Source organism: Glutamicibacter protophormiae, assembly GCF_014647495.1.
In the GTDB taxonomy this organism is placed as follows: Bacteria; Actinomycetota; Actinomycetes; order Actinomycetales; family Micrococcaceae; genus Glutamicibacter; species Glutamicibacter protophormiae.
The window spans coordinates 128,287-147,655 of record NZ_BMPH01000008.1 but is presented as its reverse complement, the minus strand read 5'-3'; the positions used below and the strand labels follow the sequence as shown (position 1 = coordinate 147,655).

The 19,369-nt window shown below is 67.4% G+C and carries 21 protein-coding genes and 1 pseudogene; 7 read left to right on the top strand and 15 right to left on the bottom strand.

Annotated features, from left to right (window positions below; all coding sequences use genetic code 11):
- Nucleotides 1–2: 2 nt before the first annotated feature.
- Nucleotides 3–362 (bottom strand): GntR family transcriptional regulator, encoded by a 360-nt coding sequence (locus IEY43_RS11040; protein ID WP_188948650.1) that lies wholly within the window; start codon nt 360–362, stop codon nt 3–5.
- A gap of 449 nt (nt 363–811) precedes the next feature.
- A complete protein-coding gene (locus IEY43_RS11035; protein ID WP_188948649.1) occupies nt 812–964 on the bottom strand; it encodes a hypothetical protein in 153 nt (50 codons plus the stop codon).
- Here IEY43_RS11035 and IEY43_RS11030 point away from each other — a divergent pair.
- Nucleotides 952–1,173 carry a hypothetical protein gene (locus tag IEY43_RS11030; RefSeq protein WP_188948648.1) on the top strand — a complete coding sequence of 74 codons (222 nt, stop codon included), beginning with the start codon at nt 952–954 and terminating at the stop codon, nt 1,171–1,173. The genes IEY43_RS11035 and IEY43_RS11030 overlap by 13 nt on opposite strands.
- Before the next feature lie 301 nt (nt 1,174–1,474).
- On the opposite strand, the gene rdgB is transcribed toward IEY43_RS11030, so the two are convergent.
- The 3 genes from rdgB to IEY43_RS11015 are packed head-to-tail and all read right to left on the bottom strand — an operon-like array spanning nt 1,475 to nt 3,546.
- Nucleotides 1,475–2,110 (bottom strand): RdgB/HAM1 family non-canonical purine NTP pyrophosphatase, encoded by a 636-nt coding sequence (gene rdgB / locus IEY43_RS11025; RefSeq protein WP_188948647.1) that lies wholly within the window; start codon nt 2,108–2,110, stop codon nt 1,475–1,477.
- The gene (gene rph / locus IEY43_RS11020) at nt 2,107–2,841 is read right to left on the bottom strand and encodes a ribonuclease PH (RefSeq protein WP_188948646.1); all 735 of its coding nucleotides are present in this window, start codon (nt 2,839–2,841) and stop codon (nt 2,107–2,109) included. The genes rdgB and rph overlap by 4 nt, the downstream gene beginning before the upstream one ends.
- Before the next feature lie 45 nt (nt 2,842–2,886).
- Nucleotides 2,887–3,546: a helix-turn-helix transcriptional regulator gene (locus IEY43_RS11015; protein WP_188948645.1), complete on the bottom strand. Its 660-nt coding sequence runs from the start codon at nt 3,544–3,546 to the stop codon at nt 2,887–2,889.
- A gap of 90 nt (nt 3,547–3,636) precedes the next feature.
- Here IEY43_RS11015 and IEY43_RS11010 point away from each other — a divergent pair, with 90 nt between their 5' ends.
- The 3 genes from IEY43_RS11010 to IEY43_RS11000 are packed head-to-tail and all read left to right on the top strand — an operon-like array spanning nt 3,637 to nt 6,058.
- Entirely contained in the window at nt 3,637–4,107 is a 471-nt protein-coding gene (locus tag IEY43_RS11010; RefSeq protein ID WP_188948644.1) for a DoxX family membrane protein, read from the top strand.
- On the top strand, nt 4,107–4,769 hold the full coding sequence (gene folE / locus IEY43_RS11005) for a GTP cyclohydrolase I (protein ID WP_188948643.1): 663 nt from the start codon (nt 4,107–4,109) through the stop codon (nt 4,767–4,769). Before IEY43_RS11010 ends, folE begins: the two co-directional genes overlap by 1 nt.
- Nucleotides 4,770–4,825: 56 nt before the next feature.
- Nucleotides 4,826–6,058, top strand: coding sequence for an NAD(P)/FAD-dependent oxidoreductase (locus tag IEY43_RS11000; protein WP_188948642.1), 1,233 nt, complete (start codon nt 4,826–4,828; stop codon nt 6,056–6,058).
- Between the two features lie 99 nt (nt 6,059–6,157).
- Here IEY43_RS11000 and IEY43_RS10995 read toward each other — a convergent pair whose 3' ends face one another.
- The 6 genes and pseudogenes from IEY43_RS10995 to clpS all read right to left on the bottom strand — a co-directional run bounded on the left by IEY43_RS10995 (nt 6,158) and on the right by clpS (nt 10,240).
- Entirely contained in the window at nt 6,158–6,607 is a 450-nt protein-coding gene (locus IEY43_RS10995; protein ID WP_188948641.1) for a PACE efflux transporter, read from the bottom strand.
- 231 nt (nt 6,608–6,838) lie between these two features.
- Entirely contained in the window at nt 6,839–7,453 is a 615-nt protein-coding gene (locus IEY43_RS10990) for a DUF6308 family protein (RefSeq protein ID WP_188948640.1), read from the bottom strand.
- Nucleotides 7,454–7,654: 201 nt separating this feature from the next.
- A pseudogene (locus IEY43_RS10985) lies at nt 7,655–8,449 on the bottom strand (MBL fold metallo-hydrolase); the annotation flags it as partial.
- Nucleotides 8,446–9,369 carry a glutamate racemase gene (murI, locus tag IEY43_RS10980; RefSeq protein WP_188948638.1) on the bottom strand — a complete coding sequence of 308 codons (924 nt, stop codon included), beginning with the start codon at nt 9,367–9,369 and terminating at the stop codon, nt 8,446–8,448. The pseudogene IEY43_RS10985 and the gene murI, both read right to left, overlap by 4 nt.
- Nucleotides 9,370–9,374: 5 nt before the next feature.
- The gene (locus IEY43_RS10975) at nt 9,375–9,953 is read right to left on the bottom strand and encodes a DUF2017 domain-containing protein (protein WP_188948637.1); all 579 of its coding nucleotides are present in this window, start codon (nt 9,951–9,953) and stop codon (nt 9,375–9,377) included.
- 2 nt (nt 9,954–9,955) lie between these two features.
- Nucleotides 9,956–10,240 carry an ATP-dependent Clp protease adapter ClpS gene (gene clpS / locus IEY43_RS10970; protein ID WP_188948636.1) on the bottom strand — a complete coding sequence of 95 codons (285 nt, stop codon included), beginning with the start codon at nt 10,238–10,240 and terminating at the stop codon, nt 9,956–9,958.
- 143 nt (nt 10,241–10,383) lie between these two features.
- Here clpS and IEY43_RS10965 point away from each other — a divergent pair, with 143 nt between their 5' ends.
- Both IEY43_RS10965 and IEY43_RS10960 read left to right on the top strand, forming a co-directional pair.
- Nucleotides 10,384–11,682, top strand: a complete 1,299-nt coding sequence (locus IEY43_RS10965; protein ID WP_188948635.1) for a nicotinate phosphoribosyltransferase — start codon at nt 10,384–10,386, stop codon at nt 11,680–11,682.
- 90 nt (nt 11,683–11,772) lie between these two features.
- Nucleotides 11,773–12,366 (top strand): isochorismatase family protein, encoded by a 594-nt coding sequence (locus tag IEY43_RS10960; protein ID WP_188948634.1) that lies wholly within the window; start codon nt 11,773–11,775, stop codon nt 12,364–12,366.
- A 181-nt stretch (nt 12,367–12,547) separates the two neighbouring features.
- Here IEY43_RS10960 and IEY43_RS10955 read toward each other — a convergent pair whose 3' ends face one another.
- On the bottom strand, nt 12,548–14,314 hold the full coding sequence (locus IEY43_RS10955) for a DEAD/DEAH box helicase (protein ID WP_188948633.1): 1,767 nt from the start codon (nt 14,312–14,314) through the stop codon (nt 12,548–12,550).
- 57 nt (nt 14,315–14,371) lie between these two features.
- Nucleotides 14,372–14,623: a DUF3039 domain-containing protein gene (locus IEY43_RS10950; RefSeq protein WP_047118761.1), complete on the bottom strand. Its 252-nt coding sequence runs from the start codon at nt 14,621–14,623 to the stop codon at nt 14,372–14,374.
- A gap of 298 nt (nt 14,624–14,921) precedes the next feature.
- Between IEY43_RS10950 and IEY43_RS18350 the strand changes: the two genes are divergently transcribed.
- Entirely contained in the window at nt 14,922–16,958 is a 2,037-nt protein-coding gene (locus tag IEY43_RS18350) for an HNH endonuclease signature motif containing protein (RefSeq protein WP_188948632.1), read from the top strand.
- An 81-nt stretch (nt 16,959–17,039) separates the two neighbouring features.
- Here the strand turns inward: IEY43_RS18350 and IEY43_RS10940 are convergent, their stop codons facing one another.
- Both IEY43_RS10940 and IEY43_RS10935 read right to left on the bottom strand, forming a co-directional pair.
- Nucleotides 17,040–18,605 carry a transporter gene (locus tag IEY43_RS10940; protein WP_188948631.1) on the bottom strand — a complete coding sequence of 522 codons (1,566 nt, stop codon included), beginning with the start codon at nt 18,603–18,605 and terminating at the stop codon, nt 17,040–17,042.
- Nucleotides 18,581–19,345: an ABC transporter ATP-binding protein gene (locus tag IEY43_RS10935; RefSeq protein ID WP_188948630.1), complete on the bottom strand. Its 765-nt coding sequence runs from the start codon at nt 19,343–19,345 to the stop codon at nt 18,581–18,583. Before IEY43_RS10935 ends, IEY43_RS10940 begins: the two co-directional genes overlap by 25 nt.
- Nucleotides 19,346–19,369 lie beyond the last annotated feature (24 nt).

The following is a 19,369-nucleotide window of genomic DNA, read 5'->3' as shown; positions in this document are numbered from 1 at the left end:
TGCTAGGTGGCCGAAGTTGATTTGATCATGGAGAGCAGTTCATCCATCTCGATGCCGAGCTTGGCGGCTTCGGCGGTCAGCGGCATGATGAACTGGTTGGCGAAGTGTTCACGGCGGTTGCTGCGCAACCTGGCCGGCGCACCCTGGGCGACGAACATGCCGATGCCCCTTTTCTTGTAGAGCAGCCCTTCTTCGACCAGCCGGTTGATGCCCTTGGCGGCGGTGGCCGGGTTGATCCGGTAAAAGGCTGCGAACTCGTTGGTGGATGGAACCTGCGATTCTTCGGGCAGGGTTCCGGAAATGATGTCGTTTTCGATCAGTTCTGAAATCTGCAGGAAGATCGGCTTGGAATCATCGATCATCTCGGCCCCCCTCCTCACGTGAACCCGCCTCTTGCTTAGTGGGTTCATTACTCATGTAACTAACCATAGAGCCAGACCTTTCCGCTGGCAAGAGCCCACCGGGCACTGATGCAAGGAAATTTCATGCTTCCCACCCAGCACGCAGGATTCGGGCCTCGACATTGCACGGAATGCCGCATGGCCTGTCGACCGGACCGCAGCCCTCCAGTACCCGAATCACCGGACCTGGCCTCCATTCTGGCCCTCTCAAGCGAGTGCCGGAGGCAGCACACTGGCGGCAGGAGAAAGCTGAAGGCTCCCTTTCGAAAACCTGCTTCCAAGGAATGACGCCTACGCCTATCTAGCTGTTTGCGGCCGTGGCCCCGTCGTAGCTGCCCAGGCGCCGGCGGCGAGATCTGGTGGTTTCGCATTTCGGCCTCAGCATCGGCGTCTTCGCCGTCGCGGCCACGCTAGCCGGAAGCGCCGTCCGGCTCGTCCTGCTCCTGGCGGTCATGCTCGTCGCCGATAATTCCCGGGCCCTGCCGCGTTACCACCACCTGGACGTCGCCCTCGACCCAGCGCTGGGCATCAACGAGGGATGGACACGGGCTTGTCCGCAGCACTCGGCGGCGCGAGAATCCACCAGCGCACGGTTCAGCAGCTGAATCTGGTCAACGACAAAACCATCATCAGGGCCCGCTTCTCGGCTGGCGAGCGCTGCCCGGAACCTGATTCCGGGCCCGTCCCGCAGGATTCCCTGCGCTCGCCGGTGCCGAACGCCGGCACCCTGGCCATGGAAAACCACGATGTCATCCCGCAGTACTCCCGATGAGCTGGGCAAGGCCTACCGGCCTTCTCGCTGGAAGCGCCTAACGACATCGTGGAGCTGCAGGCCCGCACCGACTGCAAACACGTCCTCGCGGCAGACCCGGCGCGGGATCAGCGTGAACGCACCCACGGGCGCCAAGCAGATGACCTGGAAGTCTGCAGCGCGTTCCCAGCGAGGCCCAGCGCATCGGCGCCCGCGTCACGGCATCCGGCGCCGGACCGGAGGACTGCGCAAGGAATGGAAAAATCCGCCGTTCCCTCCCGCTGGCGGAAAGGAACGGCGGATGTTCGCGTGGACGCCGGAGCTACCGGGCGGCGAGCGCCTTGGCCACCTCGTCGATGATCACCGGCAGCAGCGCGGCGAACGCGCGGGCGCGGTGCGAGATGGCGTTCTTCTCCGCCGGGGTGTGCTCGGCCATGGTCTTGCCCGAGCCCTCGGGCTCGAAGATCGGGTCGTAGCCGAAGCCGTGGGAACCGGCGCGCTCGGTGCGCAGCACCCCGGCCGAGGTCCCCAGTTCCACGTGCTCGGCGCCGGCCGGGGTGGCCAGGGCGGCGGCGCAGACGAACTGCGCGGCGCGGTGCTCGGGGGCGATGTCACCCAGCTGGGCCAACAGCAGGTCGATGTTCGCCTCGTCGTTGCCGTGCACGCCGGACCAGCGGGCGGAGAAGATGCCCGGGGCCCCGCCCAGCACGTCCACGCTCAGCCCGGAGTCGTCGGCCAGCGCGATCAGCCCGCTGGAGGCGGCGACCTCGCGGGCCTTCTTCAATGCGTTGCCGGCGAAGGTGACCTGGTCCTCGACCGGATCGCTGGCGCCGGCGGTGGCCGCGTCGATCACCTGGGTGTCGACGTCCAGGCCCGGCACCTTGCCGCGCAGCAGCTCGCGCAGTTCGCGCAGCTTGCCGGCGTTGTGCGAGGCCAGAACCAGGACGGGCGCACTCACTGCGCGGCCCGCAGGGTCTCCCGCTGGATCTGCGCGAGCTCGCTGGTTCCGCCCAGGGCCAGGTCCAGCAGCGCGTCCAGCTCGGCGCGCTTGAACGGCACGCCCTCGGCGGTGCCCTGCACCTCGACGAAGTCGCCGGAGCCGGTGACCACGACGTTCATGTCGGTTTCCGCGCGCACGTCTTCCTCATAGGGCAGATCCAGCATCGGGGTGCCGTCGATGATGCCCACCGAGATGGCGGCGACTGAGTCGGTCAGCACCTTGGCGTTCTGCTTCAGGATGCCCTGGGAACGGGCCCACTCGATGGCCTCGGCCAGCGCCACGTAGGCGCCGGTGATCGCGGCGGTGCGGGTGCCGCCGTCGGCCTGCAGCACGTCGCAGTCCAGCACGATGGTGTTCTCGCCCAGCTGCTTGGTGTCCACCACGGCGCGCAGCGAGCGGCCGATCAGGCGGGAGATCTCATGGGTGCGTCCGGACAGCTTGCCCTTGACGGATTCGCGCGAGTTGCGGGTATTGGTGGCGCGCGGGAGCATAGCGTATTCGGCGGTGACCCAGCCGGTGCCCTCGCCCTTCAGCCAGCGCGGCACACCCTCGGTGAACGACGCGGTGCACAGCACCCGCGTGTTGCCGAATTCGATCAGGGCCGAGCCTTCGGCCTGGGCGGACCAGCCGCGGGTGATGGTAATGTCTCGAAGTTGCGCGGCGCCTCGGCCGTCGGCACGTAAAGTCATGCTTCCATCCTATCTATTCGCAGCGCCGCGCCGCGCACGCACGGCCTATGCTTCGGGGTGGATCACCACACAGCAGCGGCCCTCGGCGGGGTTGAGCTCCGCGCGCCGGGCATCGCACCGGCAACCGGTGAGCACCCCGGAAAGCAGCTCCCGGTTCATGGAGCACACCATTTCGGTCTGGTGCCGGGCGACCAGGTGGAACGGGCAGTTGGCCATGGTGATGTCGCCGTTCTCCTCCTGCACCGGTTCGTAGCCCAGCTCGTGCAGCAGGTCCAGCAGATCCTTTCCGGACTCCCCCAGCTCGATCCCTTCGCTGCGCGCGGCGGCCAGCAGTGCACGCAGCACGACGCCGCTGTCGTCGCTCGCGGCCGCGGTGGCCAGCAGGCTTCCGAGCAGCCGGTAGTTGCGCGGGGGCACGTTCAACGACACTTCCTGGTGCGCCGGCGCGTAGAGCTTGGCGGGGCGACCCGCTCCGGGACCGGTTTTCCCTTGCTTCCGCGCATAGCTGATGGCGAGCAGCCCGGCCTCACCCAGGTTGTCCAGGTGGTAGGCGGCCAGCGTGCGGCTGATCCCTGCTGCGGCCGCCGCCTCGTCCCGGCCCACCGGTTTTCCACTGGCGAACACGAAGTCGAAGAGCCGGCGGCGCACAGGGTCCGTCAGCGTTTTGAGCATTTGCTGGGTCATGGGTTGGGGCATCTTCGACATACCTGAATTCTATCAACAATGGATCTTGACAAATAGGGTTAAGAGGAGAATTCTAAGATACACATTCATTAGTTTTAGAGGGTGGTGATCATGAATGCTGCCTACAGCGGACGCCTCCCGGCGTCGCTGGCCCCGGCAACTTTTGGTGCACGGATACTCAGTGATCCGTCGTTCGGTGCGTTCTGGATCTTGCGCATTGGTTTTGTCCTCCTGCCGCTGCTGATGGGGCTGGACAAGTTCTTCAACTTCATGACCTACTGGCCGGACTACCTGGCTCCGTGGGTCGTCTCGCTGCTGCCGTTCTCCGCGGCCACGGCGATGTACCTGGTCGGCGCGGTGGAGATCATCGCGGGCGTTGCGATCGCGGTCAAGCCGCGGTACGCCAGCTACATCGTGGCCCTGTGGCTGCTGGGCATCATCGTGAACCTGCTGCTGCTCAGCGGCATGCTGGATGTCGCCCTGCGCGATGTGGGGCTGCTCGTCGCAGCGCTGGCGCTCTCCCGTCTTGCCGCGGAATTCGATCCGCCCTTCGGCGCGAACCGCCGGAAGGCGCACGCCTGATGACCTCCGTGGACCAGCTCGACGAGGCGTTGGCCGAGGTGGCGGAACTCGATGGGCAGGCTCCTGGCCTGCCCACCCGGGTGCGGGCGCCGCGGCGGGCCGGCGGCATGGACCTCGCCGCCGCCGAGCACGCCGCCGGCGAGTTCCTGCGCGCGCTGGGCATGGATCTGGATGCGGTGCATCTGCAGCGCACCCCGGCCCGCATGGCGCAAGCCTGGGCTCAGATGCTGACCCCGCGCGACTTCACCTTCACGACCTTCCCCAACGAGGAGCACTACGACCAGCTGGTGGTGCTGCGCGACATCCCGGTGCGCTCGATGTGCGAGCACCATCTGCTCCCCTTCACCGGGAGGGCCTGCGTGGGCTACCTGCCCGGCGAGCGCATCTTCGGCCTGTCGAAGCTGGCACGCATCGTGGAGCACTTCGCCTGCCGGCCGCAGACCCAGGAACGCTTGACCGAGCAGATCGCCGATTGGCTGCGCGAGGAACTGGGCCCGCGGGCCGTCGGCGTGGTGATCTCCGCCGAGCATTCGTGCATGAGCCTGCGCGGGGCCAACACCCCCGGCACCAGCACGGTGACCTCCGCGCTGCTAGGGCACCTGCGGGACAACGCCGGAGCCCGGCAGGAATTCCTGTCGTTCTCCGGCCTGATGAACAACTGACACCCCGGCTCGACGGCGCTGGCCTCGGGCGGCATACCCAGTGAAAGGACTATCCAATGAGCACCGATGGACATCTGGTGATCGTCGGCGGAGGCTTGGCCGCCGCAAAGAGCGCCGAGCACCTGCGCCTGCAGGGCTACACCGGGCCGATCACGATCTTCGCCGGCGAGGATCACCTGCCCTATGAGCGCCCGCCGCTCTCCAAGGACTACCTGCAGGGCAAATCCGAGTTCGACCAGGCTCTGGTGCACCCCAAGCAGTGGTACGCGCTCAACCACGTCACCGTCCGCCAGGGCGCCAGCGTCGTGGCGATCGATGCGGTGGGCAAGAAGCTGCGGACCTCCGCCGGGGCCACCGTGGACTGGGACACCATGATCCTCGCCACCGGCTCCGCCCCGCGCCGCCTGCCGCTGCCCGGCACCGACGCGGACAACGTCTACTCCCTGCGCACCGTCGAGGACTCCACCGCGATCCGCGGGCATTTCGGACTCGACCAGCGGCTGGTGCTCATCGGCGGCGGCTGGATCGGGCTGGAGGTTGCCGCCGCGGCCCGCCTGGCCGGGACCCGGGTGACCATCCTCGAAGGGGCCGCGCAGCCGCTGCTGGCGGTGCTCGGCCCGGAAATCTCCCCGCACTTCGCCACCCTGCACACCGATCACGGGGTCGACCTCCGATGCAGCGTGAAAATCGCCGAGGTCGCCACCCGGCACGGCAAGGCCACCGGGGTCCGGCTGGCGGACGGCGAGGTGGTTGAGGCCGATGCGGTGGTCATCGGCATCGGAGTCGCACCGCAAATCGAGCTTGCCCGGGCCGCCGGGCTGAAAACCGAGAACGGCGTGCTGGTTGATTCCACGCTGCAGACCAGCAACCCGGACATCTACGCGGTAGGCGACATCGCGAACCACATCCATCCGGTCCTTGAACGCAGGGTGCGTGTGGAGCACTGGGCCACCGCGCTGAACCAGCCGGCCGCTGTGGCGGCGACCATCACGGGACAGCGCACCGAATACGCGGAGCTGCCCTACTTCTTCAGCGACCAGTACGACCTGGGCATGGAGTACATCGGGTACGCGCCAGCCGGATCCTACGACCGGATCATCGTGCGCGGGGATCCCTCGGTGCGCGAGTTCATGGCGTTCTGGGTGGATGCCCGGAACCGGGTGCTCGCGTGCATGAACGTGAACATCTGGGATGTCATGGACGATTTCAAGGCGCTGATCCTGTCCCGGAAGGGCGTTGATCCTGCCAAGCTCGCCGATCCGTCCGTGCCGCTGGGCGAGCTGCTCTAGCAGGATTGGCAAGCCACCGCCCGGAAAAAGCACTCGGCCATCCGAAGCGTCCCTCCCGGGGCGCCTCGGATGGCCGATGCCATGCCCGGTGCGCGGCGGCTACCGGCTCGTGCAGTGTTCCGCGGAAACCGCGGAAGACTTCGCCGCGGCCCGCGGAACGACCTTGTCGAAGACCCAGGCGAAAACGAAGGTGTAGATCAGGAAGAAGACCAGCAGGCCGGCTTCCAGCATCAGGGCTTCGAGGATCGTGACACCGAGGATCAAAGCCAAAATCGGCACCAGGATCACGACCAACCCGCCTTCGAATCCCAGCGCGTGGGCGATGCGGCGGCGCAGCGTGCGCTGCGTGTTCTCCTGGCGCTGCTCCCACGCTTCGAACATCATGTTGAAGAGGTAGTTCCAGATCAGGGCGACCGCCGAGGAGACGACGGCGACGGTGGATGAATGCCCACCGGAAAAACCGAGAAGCGAAAGGCCGACGGTGGTCGCGATGATGGCGATGAGCTCGTAGCTGAGAACGTAGACGACCCGGCGAAGCGTGGCGGACACGAAAATCTCTCCCAATGAATTGATGCCATAGGAAGTCCTCGATGAGGTTTCGCGTCCATGGTCGGTGGATAATCTGGCAACGGGCGGCGGTAACACCTGCCTGCCCTGCTGATTTAACGCTAGCACGCAACGACTGTCTCAGAACCAACTGGTAATCAAGCTCACCGCCTGCGCGTTAACGCATCGAGCCCGGAACCGGTTGCTGCCGGTTCCGGGCTTCATTGGCGATGACTATTTTGCTTCGGCCATCCAGATCAGGATGTCGGCAAGACGCAAGACTGACAAAGCGCGACCGTCCGGTGTCATCTGCGATGCTGCAAGCGGAGCCAGCCAATCGATCTCATTGCGGATGTCATGCCACAGGGCGCTACGCACGTCCTCGGCGTACCGGACACCGTAGAAAGAACGTACCCGCGAGTCGATGATCGGGACGATCTGGGGCGCGCGGCGGTGAAGGACCTTGGACACGGTGACCGCTGTCCACTGCGGCACCTCCATTGCTGCGTAATTGGCAGCTGCGAGCGGACCGACACATGATTCCAAGGATTCAATATCGCCGAAGGTCTCGAATGCTGGCGCATCCCTCAACGCTTCAAGCGCGTGGTCCAACGCCGCCCGCAACTTTTGGGCGGCCTCGTGCCCCTCGGTAAACAGCGGAATAACTTCAGTGGCGCTGAGCCGGAGGCTCAAGAGATTCGCCATGAGCACGTCAGCCGGCGACAACGATGCCGCGGGATCGCCGAGGACATCGTAGGTATTAAACGCATACCAGTTGCTTGGAGACGTATATTTTTCCAGCGTCTCTTTCGCTGTGACTCGTAATTCCGCGAGACTGCGTGACGTCACGGCCGAATACCACTTTCTTTGAGGGCGCTGGCGACCAGCGCCGGATCCGGATTGCTACTTCTTGCGCTTGAGCAGCGGGAACTTGCGGGTCTTCTCGTACTTGACCACCGGCAGCGTACCGGTTTCCGAGACGATGTAGTCGGTGCCGCGGTCGCCCTTGAACAGCTCGGGGTCCTTGCCGTCCTTCAGGCTTCCGGAGTACACGCCGTAGGTGACGCCGGAAACCGCCACGGCGATGCCGCGGTCGTAGGTTCCCTTGGCTTCCTCGACGACCTTGTTGATGTCGGTCCACACCGGGATATGGGTCAGCAGCATGCGTTCGGCCTGCGCGGCGGTCGCCATCTCGCCGGCGCGCTTGCCGGTCAGGTGCACGCCGTCGATCGCGTCGTCGCGTCCCTCCTCGAAAGCCGCCTCGCAGAGGAACATGTCCGCCTTGTAGGCGGCGTCGACCAGCCCCTGGCAGGTGTCGGTGTCCCCCGAATAGGTGAGCACGGTGGTCATGATCTCGCCCTCGGGGGTCGGCTCGCGGGCCTCGACCCGCAGCGCATACGCCTCCTCGATCGGGTGGCGCACCGGGTACGGGGTGATCGTGAACGGGCCCAGGTGCACCGGCTTGAGCGGCTCCCAGACCTGGAAGTTGTAGTCCTGGTGCATGGTGTCGCCCTCGGGCAGCCCGTAGGCGGTCTCGATGCGGTTGGCCGTGTCGGCCGGGCCGTGCACCAGCATCTTCTCGCGGCCCCAGCCGGTCGGATCCCAGCGGATCGCCACGTGCAGGCCGCACAAGTCCATGCAGTGATCCGGGTGCAGATGGGAAATCATGATCCCGTCGATGTCCTTCAGATCGGTGTAGCGCTGCAGGACGCCGAGCGCGCCGGACCCCAGATCAAGCAGGATCTTCCAGTCGCGCGTGCCATCAAAGGCCGACACCAGGTAACAGGACGCGGGAGAGCCCGGCCCCGGGAACGACCCGGTGCATCCAATGATGGTCAACTTCATTCGGTTCTCGCTTTCGACGCGGCGATCATCTGCGGGGTAATCCGCGCGATGGCTCCGGTCGGATAGTGGGCGGCCACATGGTCCACATGGCGCACCTGCAAGACCTCGGGGCCGAGGAAGCGGCGTGCCAGTACCCCAAAACTATCAGCGTTGCCCGTCGCAAGGAATTCGTGACGCGCCGCCTGCCCGTCCTCGCGGACCAGCGAATGCTTGGTCAGCGCCCTGAACGCATCCTTCGCCGTCTCCTCCGCGGAGGAGACCAGGGTGACCGAATCCCCCATCACATAGGAGATCACGCCGGTGAGCAGCGGATAGTGCGTGCAGCCAAGGATCAGCGTGTCCACGCCCTTGTCCTGCAGCGGGGCCAGGTATTCCTCGGCGATGCCCAGCAGCTCCGGGCCGGCGGTGATGCCGGATTCGACGAACTCCACGAAACGCGGGCAGGCCACGGAGGTCACTTCCAGGTTCGGGGCGGCGGCGAAGGCGTCCTCGTAGGCGCGCGAGCCCACGGTGGCCTGGGTGCCGATGATGCCGATCTTGCCGTTCTTGGTGCCGGCCACCGCGCGGCGTACGGCCGGCTGGATGACCTCGACCACGGGGATGCCGTAGCGGGCGGTATAACGCTCGCGGGCGTCGCGCAGCACCGCGGCGGACGCCGAATTGCAGGCGATCACCAGCAGCTTCACCCCGGAATCCACCAGTTCGTCCATGACGCCCAGCGCGTTCGCGCGCACCTGGGCAATGGGCAGCGGGCCGTAGGGAGAGTTCTTGGTGTCCCCGACGTAGATCAGCGACTCCCCCGGCAGCTGGTCGATGATGGCGCGTGCGACGGTCAGCCCGCCCACGCCGGAGTCGAAGATTCCGATGGGGGTGTTTGCATCCGGTGCGGAGACCTGTCCGGTGGCGAAAAAGGAATTCACGTGTCCTAGTACTCCGCATTCATCAGCGCGTGCATCAGTGTGTCCTGCACCCAGGAAACCAGGTTGTAGACCAGCCCCAGGTATTCCTCCGGGGTGGTCACGTCCTTGGCGTCGTTGATCTGCGAGATGCGCTCGGAGTCGGCTTCGCTGCGGATCTCCAGCCGTTCGGAGAGCACCAGGCGCACGTCGTTCAGCGCCTGGGCGAATCGCCGGGCGCCGGCGGGGTCCAGCACGATCTTGTCGGTTTCCAGCAGGAACTGCGCCTCGCGCAGCCGGTCGATCTTCTCCCCGATCAAGTCCGACTCGGTCAGCCGGCGGTGCTCCCGCGCGACCTGCGGGTCGTCGCTGGCATCCGGCAGCAGCCGGGCCAGGGCCGGGTCGCCGATCGGCGGCAGCTCCAGGTCCGCTGGGCGCATGCCGGTCAGCGCATAGAGCGGGTCGAGGCCCTCGGGCAGCCGGTGCAGCTCGGCGCGCTCTTCGAGCATGTGGATGATGTCTGCGAACAGGTCGCGCAGCAGCTTGCGCTCCGCCGAATGCAGCGAGCCGGTGATGCCCCGCGAACCGTACTTGAAGGCTTTCGCCACGCCTAGGCCTCCTGGGTCATGGTGGCCTGCAGCCCGAATCCGTGCATGGCCTGCACGTCGGACTCGATCGCCTCGCGCGCGCCGCTGCGCACGGTGCAGAATCCGTCGTGGTGCACCTGGAGCATCAGCGTCTCAGCCTTTTCCGGGCTGAAACCGAAGTACGAGCGGAACACGTAGGACACGTAGCTCATCAGGTTGACGGGGTCGTTCCACACGATCAGGCGCCAGGCCTTCTCCGTGGTTTCCCGGATTTCAGGAGAGGAAAGTACATCGGGCATTGCGGTCATGCCAACCATTTTACGCCCGGTTCCTGAGCACGGCGCAGCCCGGCCCGAATCACGGCCAAGCTGCGACCCGTTATACAGTAAAAGCTGGTTCACCTCCGCGGAGGCGACCGAAGCCAGAGCACACACACGATTCAGGAGCGTTCATGCGCACCAGCCTCTTCACCGACCACTACGAGCTGACCATGCTTCAGGCCGCCCTGGCCTCCGGCGCGGCGCACCGCCCGAGCGTGTTTGAAGCCTTCTCCCGACGGTTGCCCGAAGGACGCCGCTACGGCGTGGTCGGCGGCACCGGACGCCTGCTCGAAGGGCTGGCCGACTTCCACTTCGGCGACGACGAGCTGAAGTTCCTCTCCGACAACCGGGTCGTGAACGCCGAAACGCTGAAGTACCTTGAGGACTTCACCTTCACCGGCACCATCACCGGCTACGCCGAGGGCGAGCTGTACTTCCCGAACTCGCCGCTGCTCATGGTCGAATCATCCTTCGCCGAGGCCTGCGTGATCGAGACCTACCTGCTGTCGGTGATGAACCACGACTCGGCCATCGCCTCCGCCGCCTCGCGCATGATCGCCTCCGCCGCGAACCGCCCGTGCATCGAGATGGGCTCGCGCCGCACCCACGAGGAGTCCGCGGTCGCCGCGGCCCGCGCCGCAATCATCGCCGGCTTCGACTCCACCTCCAATCTAGAGGCCGGCGCCCGCTACGGGCTGAAGACCGTGGGTACTTCCGCGCACTCCTTCACCCTGCTGCACGACACCGAACGCGCCGCCTTCGAGGCGCAGGTCGCCTCGCTGGGCCGCGACACCATCCTGCTGGTGGACACCTACGACGTGGAAACCGGGGTGCGCACCGCGGTGGAGGTGGCGGGCCCCCAGCTGGGCGGCGTGCGACTGGACTCCGGCGACCTGGTCCAGCAGGCCGGCTGGGTGCGCACCCTGCTGGACGACTTGGGCAACTGGAACACCAAGATCACCGTCACCTCGGACCTCGACGAATACGCCATCGCGGCGCTGGCCAGCGCCCCGGTGGACTCCTATGGCGTGGGCACGGCGCTGGTCACCGGTTCCGGCCACCCGACTGCCTCCATGGTCTACAAGCTGGTCTCCCGGCAGGACGACGCCGGGCAGTGGATCCCCGTGGCCAAGGCCGCCGCGAACAAGGCCAGCGTGGGCGGGCGCAAGTACGCGGTGCGCGAACTGAACGAGCGCGGCCGCGCCGTCGCCGAGGTCGTGTCCACCACCGAGTACACCACCGGCGGTCCCGAGCGCGACCTGATGGTCCCGCTGGTGATCAACGGCGAGATCGACCGCTCCTTCATCGGCGCGCAAGGCGTGGCCAAGGCCGCGGCGCGCCACCGCGGCTCCATCCAGGAAATGCCCGGCGAGGCCCGCAAGCTGCAGCGCGGCGAACCGGTCATCCCCACCATCATGGTGCGCAGCTAACCCGCACCCGCCGCCCACCGCGCTCACAGCGGCGGGCGGTACGATCCCTATCACCCGAGCGTATTACCGCCACGCCCCAAGGAGGCTGCCATGAACCGCGCCCTGCTGATCATCGACGTGCAACCGGACTTCTGCGAAGGAGGTGCGCTGGCCGTGGCCGGGGGCAACCTGGTCGCCGCGGGCATCGCCGGGGACGTGCGCTCGCGCCGCGAGAGCTACGCCGCGATCGCCACCACCCAGGACTGGCACATCGATCCCGGGACCCACTTCTCCCAGACGCCGGACTTCGTCGACTCCTGGCCGGTGCACTGCGTGGCCGGGACCGCCGGCGCGGCCCTGCACCCGCAGGTCGCCGGGCTCGACGTGGACGCGCACTTCGCCAAGGGCCGCTTCGCCGCGGCCTACTCGGGCTTCGAGGCGCGCCGGATCGACCCGGCCGCCGACCTGGCGGACGAATCCGGCGCGCTGCTGGGCGACTGGCTCAAGCGCCGCGGCATCGAGGCCGTGGACGTGGTGGGCCTGGCCGCCGACCACTGCGTGCGCGCCACCGCGCTGGACGCGGCAGCGGCGGGGTTCGCCACCACCGTGCTCGCCCCGCTGACCGCCGCGGTCTCCCCGCAGAACATGCCGGCGGTGAACGAGCAGCTGCGCGCCGCCGGCGTCACGGTGCTGACCCTGGGCTAATTTTCCCCGTCCCCGTCAATGTGACAGGCCGCCTCCGGTTTCCCGGCGGCGGCCTGTCGTCGTGCCGCCGGGCGCCGTGCCGCGGCGCGGCGCTGCACCCGGACGGCGATGGAAGTTTTCCGGCCGGCCTAGCAGGAAGTATGCCACTTAACCAGCAGGCCGCGCGGCCGGCGGCGGAGGCTTATTTGCGGCCGACGAACCAGTCGGAGAGCTTGTCCAGGCGCGCCTGCAGCTGGTCGGCGGTGGCCTGCGGCACGGCCGGGCCGCCGCACACGGTGCGCAGCTTGGTGTGGATCTGCGCGTGCGGGGTTCCGGTGCGCGCGGACCAGGCGGAGACGTTCTTGGACAGCTTGGTGCGCAGGTCCATCATCCGCCGGTGGTCGGAGACCGGGGCCGGCTTGGTGGCGCCGCGGCTGATCTGCTTGTTCTGCTGCGCGCGCAGCAGCTCGGAGACCTGTTCGGTGTCCAGCAGCCCGGGAATGCCAAGGAAACCCAGCTCCTCGTCGCTGCCGATGTCCGCGCCGGTGCCGAACTCGCCGCCGTCGAACAGCACGCGGTCGAAGGAGGCCTGCGAGTTCAGCGCCTCGAACTTGTTGCGCGTGAGCTCGTCGCTGGCCTTGTCCTCCTTGTTGGCCGCCTCCAGCAGCGCGTCGTCCAGGCCGTCCTCGACCTTCTCGCCCTCGCGGTCCAGCGCGTGGTCGCGCTCGACCTCCATCTCGTTGGCCAGCGCCATCAGCACCGGCACGGAGGGCAGGAACACGCTGGCGACCTCGCCGCGCTTGCGGCTTCGCACGAAGCGGCCCACGGCCTGCGCGAAGAACAGCGGCGTGGAGGTGGAGGTGGCGTACACGCCCACGCACAGCCGCGGCACGTCAACGCCTTCGGAGACCATGCGCACCGCGACCATCCAGCGCGCCTCGGACGCGGAGAATTCGTCGATCTTCTCCGAGGCCTTCGGGTCGTCGGAGAGGATCGTGGTGACCTTTTCCCCGCAGATGGCCTCCAGCTGGGCGGCGTAGCCGCGCGCGTCCTCGTGGTCGGTGGCGATGACCAGGCCGCCGGCGTCCTTCACGGTGCGCCGCACCTCGGACAGGCGCCGGTCGGCGGCCTGCAGCACCGAGGGGATCCAGTCGCCGTGCGGGTCCAGCGCGGTGCGCCAGGCATGCGCGGTGACGTCCTTGGTGAACCCCTCGCCGAGGTTCGCCTCCATCTCCTCGCCGCCGGCGGTGCGCCAGCGCATGTTGCCCGAATAGGCCATGAACAGCACCGGGCGCACCACGTGGTCCGCCAGTGCGTTGCCGTAGCCGTAGGTGTAGTCGGCCTTGGAGCGGCGGATGCCGTCGCCCTCGTCGACGTACTGCACAAAGGGAATCGGGGCGGCGTCGGAACGGAACGGGGTGCCGGTCAGCGCCAGGCGCCGGGCCGCGGGCTCGAAGGCCTCGCGGATGCCGTCGCCCCAGCTGAGCGCATCGCCGGCGTGGTGGACCTCGTCCATGATCACCAGGGTGCGCGCGTTCTCGGTTTTCGCGCGGTGCACCGCTGGCTTCAGCGCAACCTGCGCGTAGGTCACGACCACACCCAGGTAGTGCGATCCGTGGCGCCCGTCGGAATTCTTGTAGTTCGGGTCCAGCGAGATGCCCACGCGTGCCGCCGCATCCGCCCACTGCTTCTTCAGGTGGTCGGTGGGCGCGACGACGATCATGCGGTTGATCTTGCCGGAGTCGATCAGCACCTTGGCCAGGCGCAGCGCGAACGTGGTCTTGCCCGCGCCGGGCGTCGCCACTGCCATGTAGTCCCTGGGCTCGGCCTCGAAGTACTTGGCCAGCGCCTCGGCCTGCCAGGCGCGAAGCTTCGGCCCGGTGCCCCAGGCCGCCCGCTCCGGATACGCTACCGGTAGCTTGTCTTCCAGTGGAAGCTTGTCACCAAAGTCAAAAAGTGCCTGCGTCATTTACCCTTTTCCCGGCCGCGTGCAGAAGTTGTAGGAAGTGCGAACGTGGTGCGCGCACTACCCCATCAAGGATTCGTAGATTTCCTTGCACTCCGGGCACACCGGGAACTTCTTCGGATCTCGGCCTGGGGTCCAGACCTTGCCGCACAGGGCGATCACCGGCTCGCCGGACAGCGCCGACTCCATGATCTTGTCCTTCTGCACATAGTGCGCAAAACGCTCGTGATCGCCGGCCTCGACGCTCTGGGTCGTCTCGGTGCGTTCGATCGTTGCCGTACCGCCGCGGGTTTCTTCAGACTGTTCCACCATGCCATCCAGTCTAGTACGTAGGACGCTTTCATGGGGCGCACAGGCATGGGAGGTTGTCCACATCGAAGCCATTTCCGCCGCCGCGCGGCACGGCATCCGAGCACGGTTCCCGCCGGCCACCAGCCGTTTTCCCGATGTTCGGCCACGCCGCCCGCGCGCCGCGGCCGCCCTGTCCCGCCTCCAGCGCCGTGTCCTACACTGCACGGATGCAGGGGCCAGAAAAATTCTTTTCGGGCACTTCTCCACAGCTCGCGTCCGACCGCACCCCACCGCCGCCCCATAGCGGTTCACTGGATCCATGGACACCACCGCCCTGGCCCAAGGCCTCACTACCCTGCAGCACGTACTGGCGCAAGTACGCCCCGCACCCGGTGACGCCCTGCCCGAGCTGTCCGGCACCGCGGTCCGCGCCCTGGGCACCAGCCTGCTGGACACCCTCGCCGCCCTGCGCGAAACCCTGGCCACCACCACCGACCCCCGCCTGGCCCTGGAACTGGCGGCCACCGCCCAGCAACTCGGCTTCGAAGCGACCCGCATGGATTTGGTCGCGGCCGAACGCGCGACCGCCACCGCCGCCCACACCCTGGCCCAAACCGAGCTGGACGCCTTGCGCGAACACCCCGCCGACACCACCGCCGCCCCGGTGCGCGCCACCGGCCGGTGCTGCTACCGCAACCCCGAAGAACTCCTGGCCTCCTGGACGCGCACCCCCTACTGGCACACCCACCGGCTCGTGCTGGACTCGATGGATCTGGTCGGGCGCAAGGACCTCACCGGCGCCTGGGTTCCCCCGCGGTTCGAGCACCTGTCCGCGCTGCTCTTCGAGTCCGGGGTGGACCCGTCCGTGGTGCGGCAGGCCAGCCGGAAGCTGGCCAAGGTCGAACCCGAGGACCGCACCTTCGAAGGCACACCCACCGCCGTGACCCTGAAACACGCCGACGGGCGCAGCGTGGAGGAACACGCCGCCGTGCTGCTGGGCCAGGAGCTGATCCCGTTCGCGGCGGTGAAGAAGATCGCCACCTTGATCCTGGAGGCGATCAACCGGTCCGGCCCGGTGCCGCCAGCCGCGTTGCGGCGCGGGGTGTTCAAGCTGCCGATCCGCAGCCCGCACTTCCGCGAGTTCCTGGTGCGCACCTCCACCGCGGAGGGCGCGTGGGTGGATGCGTTGATCGCGGCGGCGAACAAGGCCAGCACGCAGGCCGGGCAGGCCGCGCGCACGAACCCGGACTCGGCGAACCCGAACGCGACCCCGTCCCCGGGGCCGGACTCGGGCGGGCCGGTGGCCGGGGCCTCGTTTTTCAAGGACCCGACCGAGAACCCCAACCAGCCCAGTGGGCAGGTACCGGACCGGCACACCGAATCCACCGGCAGCACCAGCACCGAAACCTTCGGCAGCGCCAACGCCGCGGACACCAGCGGCGCGCCCGCCGGGGCCGAGGCCACCGGGGCTGGGGCTACCGGGGCCGGTCCCGACGGGGAAGGCGGCTGGTCCATCCAGGACCTGCTGCCCGAAGGATCCGAGCAGCTGCGCTGGGACGAGGACGAGCTGTTCATCCCCGAAGCCACCCCGCCCGAACGCGCGTTGAACGCGTTGCTGGAGATCCTGCTGGACGCCAGCGGCGACGACCCGCCCGGACCCACCGGGGACGGGGATCCGGGCCAGGGGTCCCTCTTCGATCCCGACCCCGAGAACACCGGCGAGGACGGCACCGACATCGGCGGCTGGCCCGAGGACGGGGACGAGCGCTCCACCGGCCAGCCCGAAGGCTCCCCGCAGCCCGAGGCGTCCGCATCCGGGTCCCCGCCCCGGGGCAAGCGCAAGCGGCTGCGTCCGGTGGTCATCGCCCACCTGCAACTGGCCGACCTGCAAGACCTGGCGTCCTCGACGGCGCAGACCGCGCACGGGGTGGATTTGCCGCCGGCCGCGCTGCGGCAGCTGTTGTGCCAGGCGGATCTGATCCCGGCGGTGTTCAACAGTGACGGGGTGCTGCTGGACTTCGGGCGCACCCGGCGGTTCGTTCCCGAGGTGCTGCAGCGTGCGGTGCTGGCCCGGGACCGGTACTGTCTGGTGCCCGGATGCACCGCGGCGGTGGAGCAGCTGGAGTTCCACCACACCGATCCGTTCGCGTTGGGCGGGGAAACCAAGTTGGACAAGATCGCTCCGGGGTGCAAGAACCACCACATCGAGTTCGACCATGAGGTGGTCAAGATCGTGTGGGTGAGGGGCCTGCCGTGGGTGCTGCTGCCCAGGGACCGGGATCCGGCGCAGCGGTTGCGCAGGAATTACAGTCCGCCGGGCGTCCCGACCAGCATCCCGCTGACCGACACGGAGTGAAACCACCGGATGGGTTGCCTTCGCGCAAAAAAGTGGGACTGCCAATCGAAAATTCGATTGGCAGTCCCACAGTGCGCGCAGCTATCGGTTGATCATGACCGCCTGCATGAGTTCCGGCTGGCGGCGTTCAAACCACTTGCCACCCAGGATCACACCGCCGAGCAGCAGGCCGATGCCCAAGGCCAGTCCCACGCCCAAGGCGATGAATCCGGCGTTCGGCGACTGGTTGACCCAGGCAAAAACGTACGGAATCACGACGGGAATCAGCAGCACCGCCATGACTCCCATGGTGCCCAGCTGGGTCAGCGCGATACGCAGGCCGTTGCCCGGAGGCGTCTTCATCGGGTTCTCCCCCGGCAGCGGCACCGCATAGGTGTAGCGGGCCGATGCCACCGAGGCGACACCCAGCGCGATCAGGAACGCCGCCAGCGTCAGTCCCAGATCCCCCGGAAGCCTCCACAACTGATCCGAAAGGATCGCCGGCAGCGTCGCCGCGAGCAGCAGCGGGACGATGCCGATGGTGAAGCAGGCCGCCACACGTCCGGCGCGGTCGGCGCGGCCCGAGACCCCGGTCAGCACATGCAGCGCGAACGCGGTGTTGTCGTAGGAGACGTCCGCGGAGATCGAGAAGCCCAGTAGGATGCCGATCAACGGGCCCAGCAGGAACATCATCGTGTAGTCCCCCGACTGGCGGCCGGCGAACCAGAAAATCAGCGGCAGCATCGGCACCATGAGCACGCCGATCGCGTAGCGTGGATCCTTCAGCCAGTAGACCAGCGCCCTGGCCATCACCGCGCCGGTGGGAGTGGCCGGCACGATCTTGAATACCCCCAGGCCGCGGGCCGTGGCTGCGCGCTGCTGCGGCGGCGGCGCAACGGTCGCGGCTCCGGTGGCCCGCACCAGCAGCAGGTACAGTCCCGCAAGATAGATCACGCCTAGTGCGGCGCACAGCGTCAGCTGCGCATAGTTCCCGGCGGCCAGCGCCCCCGGCAGCGCGGCGAACGCGCCAAACGGGGTGTAGGCGAGCACCTCGGAGATCGGATTGACCCAGTCGCTGATGTTCTCCGCGGCGGAAATCACGGAGGACAGCAGCGGGCCCACCGACACCAGCAACAGGAAAAGCAGTGCGAAGGTCAGTTCGCGGAAGCGGCGCTTGGCGCGCAGCGCGGTGGCCATAATCGTCAGATACTGGCACAGCAGCACCGCCATCACCGCGGTGGCGACCGCGGACACCATCGCCACGGCAAGCACCGCCGGCTCCAGCCGCCACATCATCGAAGCACCCAGCAGGCCGAGCACCGTCAGGATCGCGGGCACCGAGATGAACCCGGCCAGGACCAACGCGGGGGCCAGCACCTTGGTAGGGATCCCGAAGTGCACAAAGCGGGCCGGCTCCAGCGTCAGGTCCACGCCGGTCAGCAGCGGCGGGATGACCGCCCAGCCCAGCACCACGGCGGAGCCAATGATCACGGTCAGCTGCCCCGGGAACGGGTTCTCGGCGGCGGTAGCCCAGCTTGCGGCGGAGAGCAGCGTGATCATGCCCAGCGCATACAGGCCGCCGATGATCACGCCGACCAGCTGCCCGACGGAGCGCTTGAAGCCGTTGCCCAGCAGGCGGAGTTTCAGTTTGAGGATGTGCGCAACCACGACAGCCCCTCATTCGTACCGCGTCCGCCGACCAGGTCCACGAAACGCTCCTCCAGGGACTTGCCGGCGCGGACTTCCTCGACGGTTCCCCGGGCCTTGAGCACTCCCTCGGCAATCACCGCGACGTGCGTGCACATGCGCTGGACCAGGTCCATCACGTGCGAGGAAACGATGACGGTACCGCCCAGCTGGACGTAGCCGTTCAGGATGTCGCGGATATTCGCCGCGGAAACCGGGTCGACGGCTTCGAACGGCTCGTCGAGCACCAACAGGTTCGGCGAATGGATCATTGCGGTGGCCAGCGAAATCTTCTTGGTCATGCCCGCGGAGTAGTCGACGACGAGCTTGTCGCCGTCCTGCACCAGGTCCATGACCCGCAGCAGGTCTTCGGTGCGTACGGCGACTTCCTCGCGGTCCATGCCGCGCAGCAGGCCAGAATAGGTCACCAGCTGGCGGCCGGTGAGCCGGTCGAACTGCCGCACGCCGTCGGCCAGCACACCCAGGGTGGCCTTGGCGGCGTGCGGATCGGCCCAGATGTCGATCCCGTTGACCAGAACTGATCCCGCATCCGGACGCAGCAGCCCGGTGGCCATGGAGAGCATCGTGGTTTTTCCGGCGCCGTTGGGCCCGACCAATCCGTAGAAGGAGCCCGCGGGAACCTGCAGGCTGACGTTGTCCACCGCAATCTTGGCCCCGAACTGCTTGGCCAGGGAGCGGATATCTAGTGCGATCGGATTCATGCCTCGAGCCTAGCAACGTCCCAA

Excerpts from the sequence above, each read along its gene's own strand:
- IEY43_RS18350 (WP_188948632.1), top strand. The coding sequence starts at position 14,922 with ATGGACACCACCGCCCTGGCCCAAGGCCTCACTACCCTGCAGCACGTA.
- IEY43_RS11000 (WP_188948642.1), top strand. The coding sequence starts at position 4,826 with ATGAGCACCGATGGACATCTGGTGATCGTCGGCGGAGGCTTGGCCGCC.
- IEY43_RS11015 (WP_188948645.1), bottom strand. The coding sequence starts at position 3,546 with ATGTCGAAGATGCCCCAACCCATGACCCAGCAAATGCTCAAAACGCTG.
- IEY43_RS10950 (WP_047118761.1), bottom strand. The coding sequence starts at position 14,623 with ATGGTGGAACAGTCTGAAGAAACCCGCGGCGGTACGGCAACGATCGAA.
- IEY43_RS11010 (WP_188948644.1), top strand. The coding sequence starts at position 3,637 with ATGAATGCTGCCTACAGCGGACGCCTCCCGGCGTCGCTGGCCCCGGCA.
- IEY43_RS10955 (WP_188948633.1), bottom strand. The coding sequence starts at position 14,314 with ATGACGCAGGCACTTTTTGACTTTGGTGACAAGCTTCCACTGGAAGAC.
- folE (WP_188948643.1), top strand. The coding sequence starts at position 4,107 with ATGACCTCCGTGGACCAGCTCGACGAGGCGTTGGCCGAGGTGGCGGAA.
- IEY43_RS10965 (WP_188948635.1), top strand. The coding sequence starts at position 10,384 with ATGCGCACCAGCCTCTTCACCGACCACTACGAGCTGACCATGCTTCAG.
- clpS (WP_188948636.1), bottom strand. The coding sequence starts at position 10,240 with ATGACCGCAATGCCCGATGTACTTTCCTCTCCTGAAATCCGGGAAACC.
- IEY43_RS10935 (WP_188948630.1), bottom strand. The coding sequence starts at position 19,345 with ATGAATCCGATCGCACTAGATATCCGCTCCCTGGCCAAGCAGTTCGGG.
- IEY43_RS10960 (WP_188948634.1), top strand. The coding sequence starts at position 11,773 with ATGAACCGCGCCCTGCTGATCATCGACGTGCAACCGGACTTCTGCGAA.
- rph (WP_188948646.1), bottom strand. The coding sequence starts at position 2,841 with ATGACTTTACGTGCCGACGGCCGAGGCGCCGCGCAACTTCGAGACATT.
- IEY43_RS11040 (WP_188948650.1), bottom strand. The coding sequence starts at position 362 with ATGATCGATGATTCCAAGCCGATCTTCCTGCAGATTTCAGAACTGATC.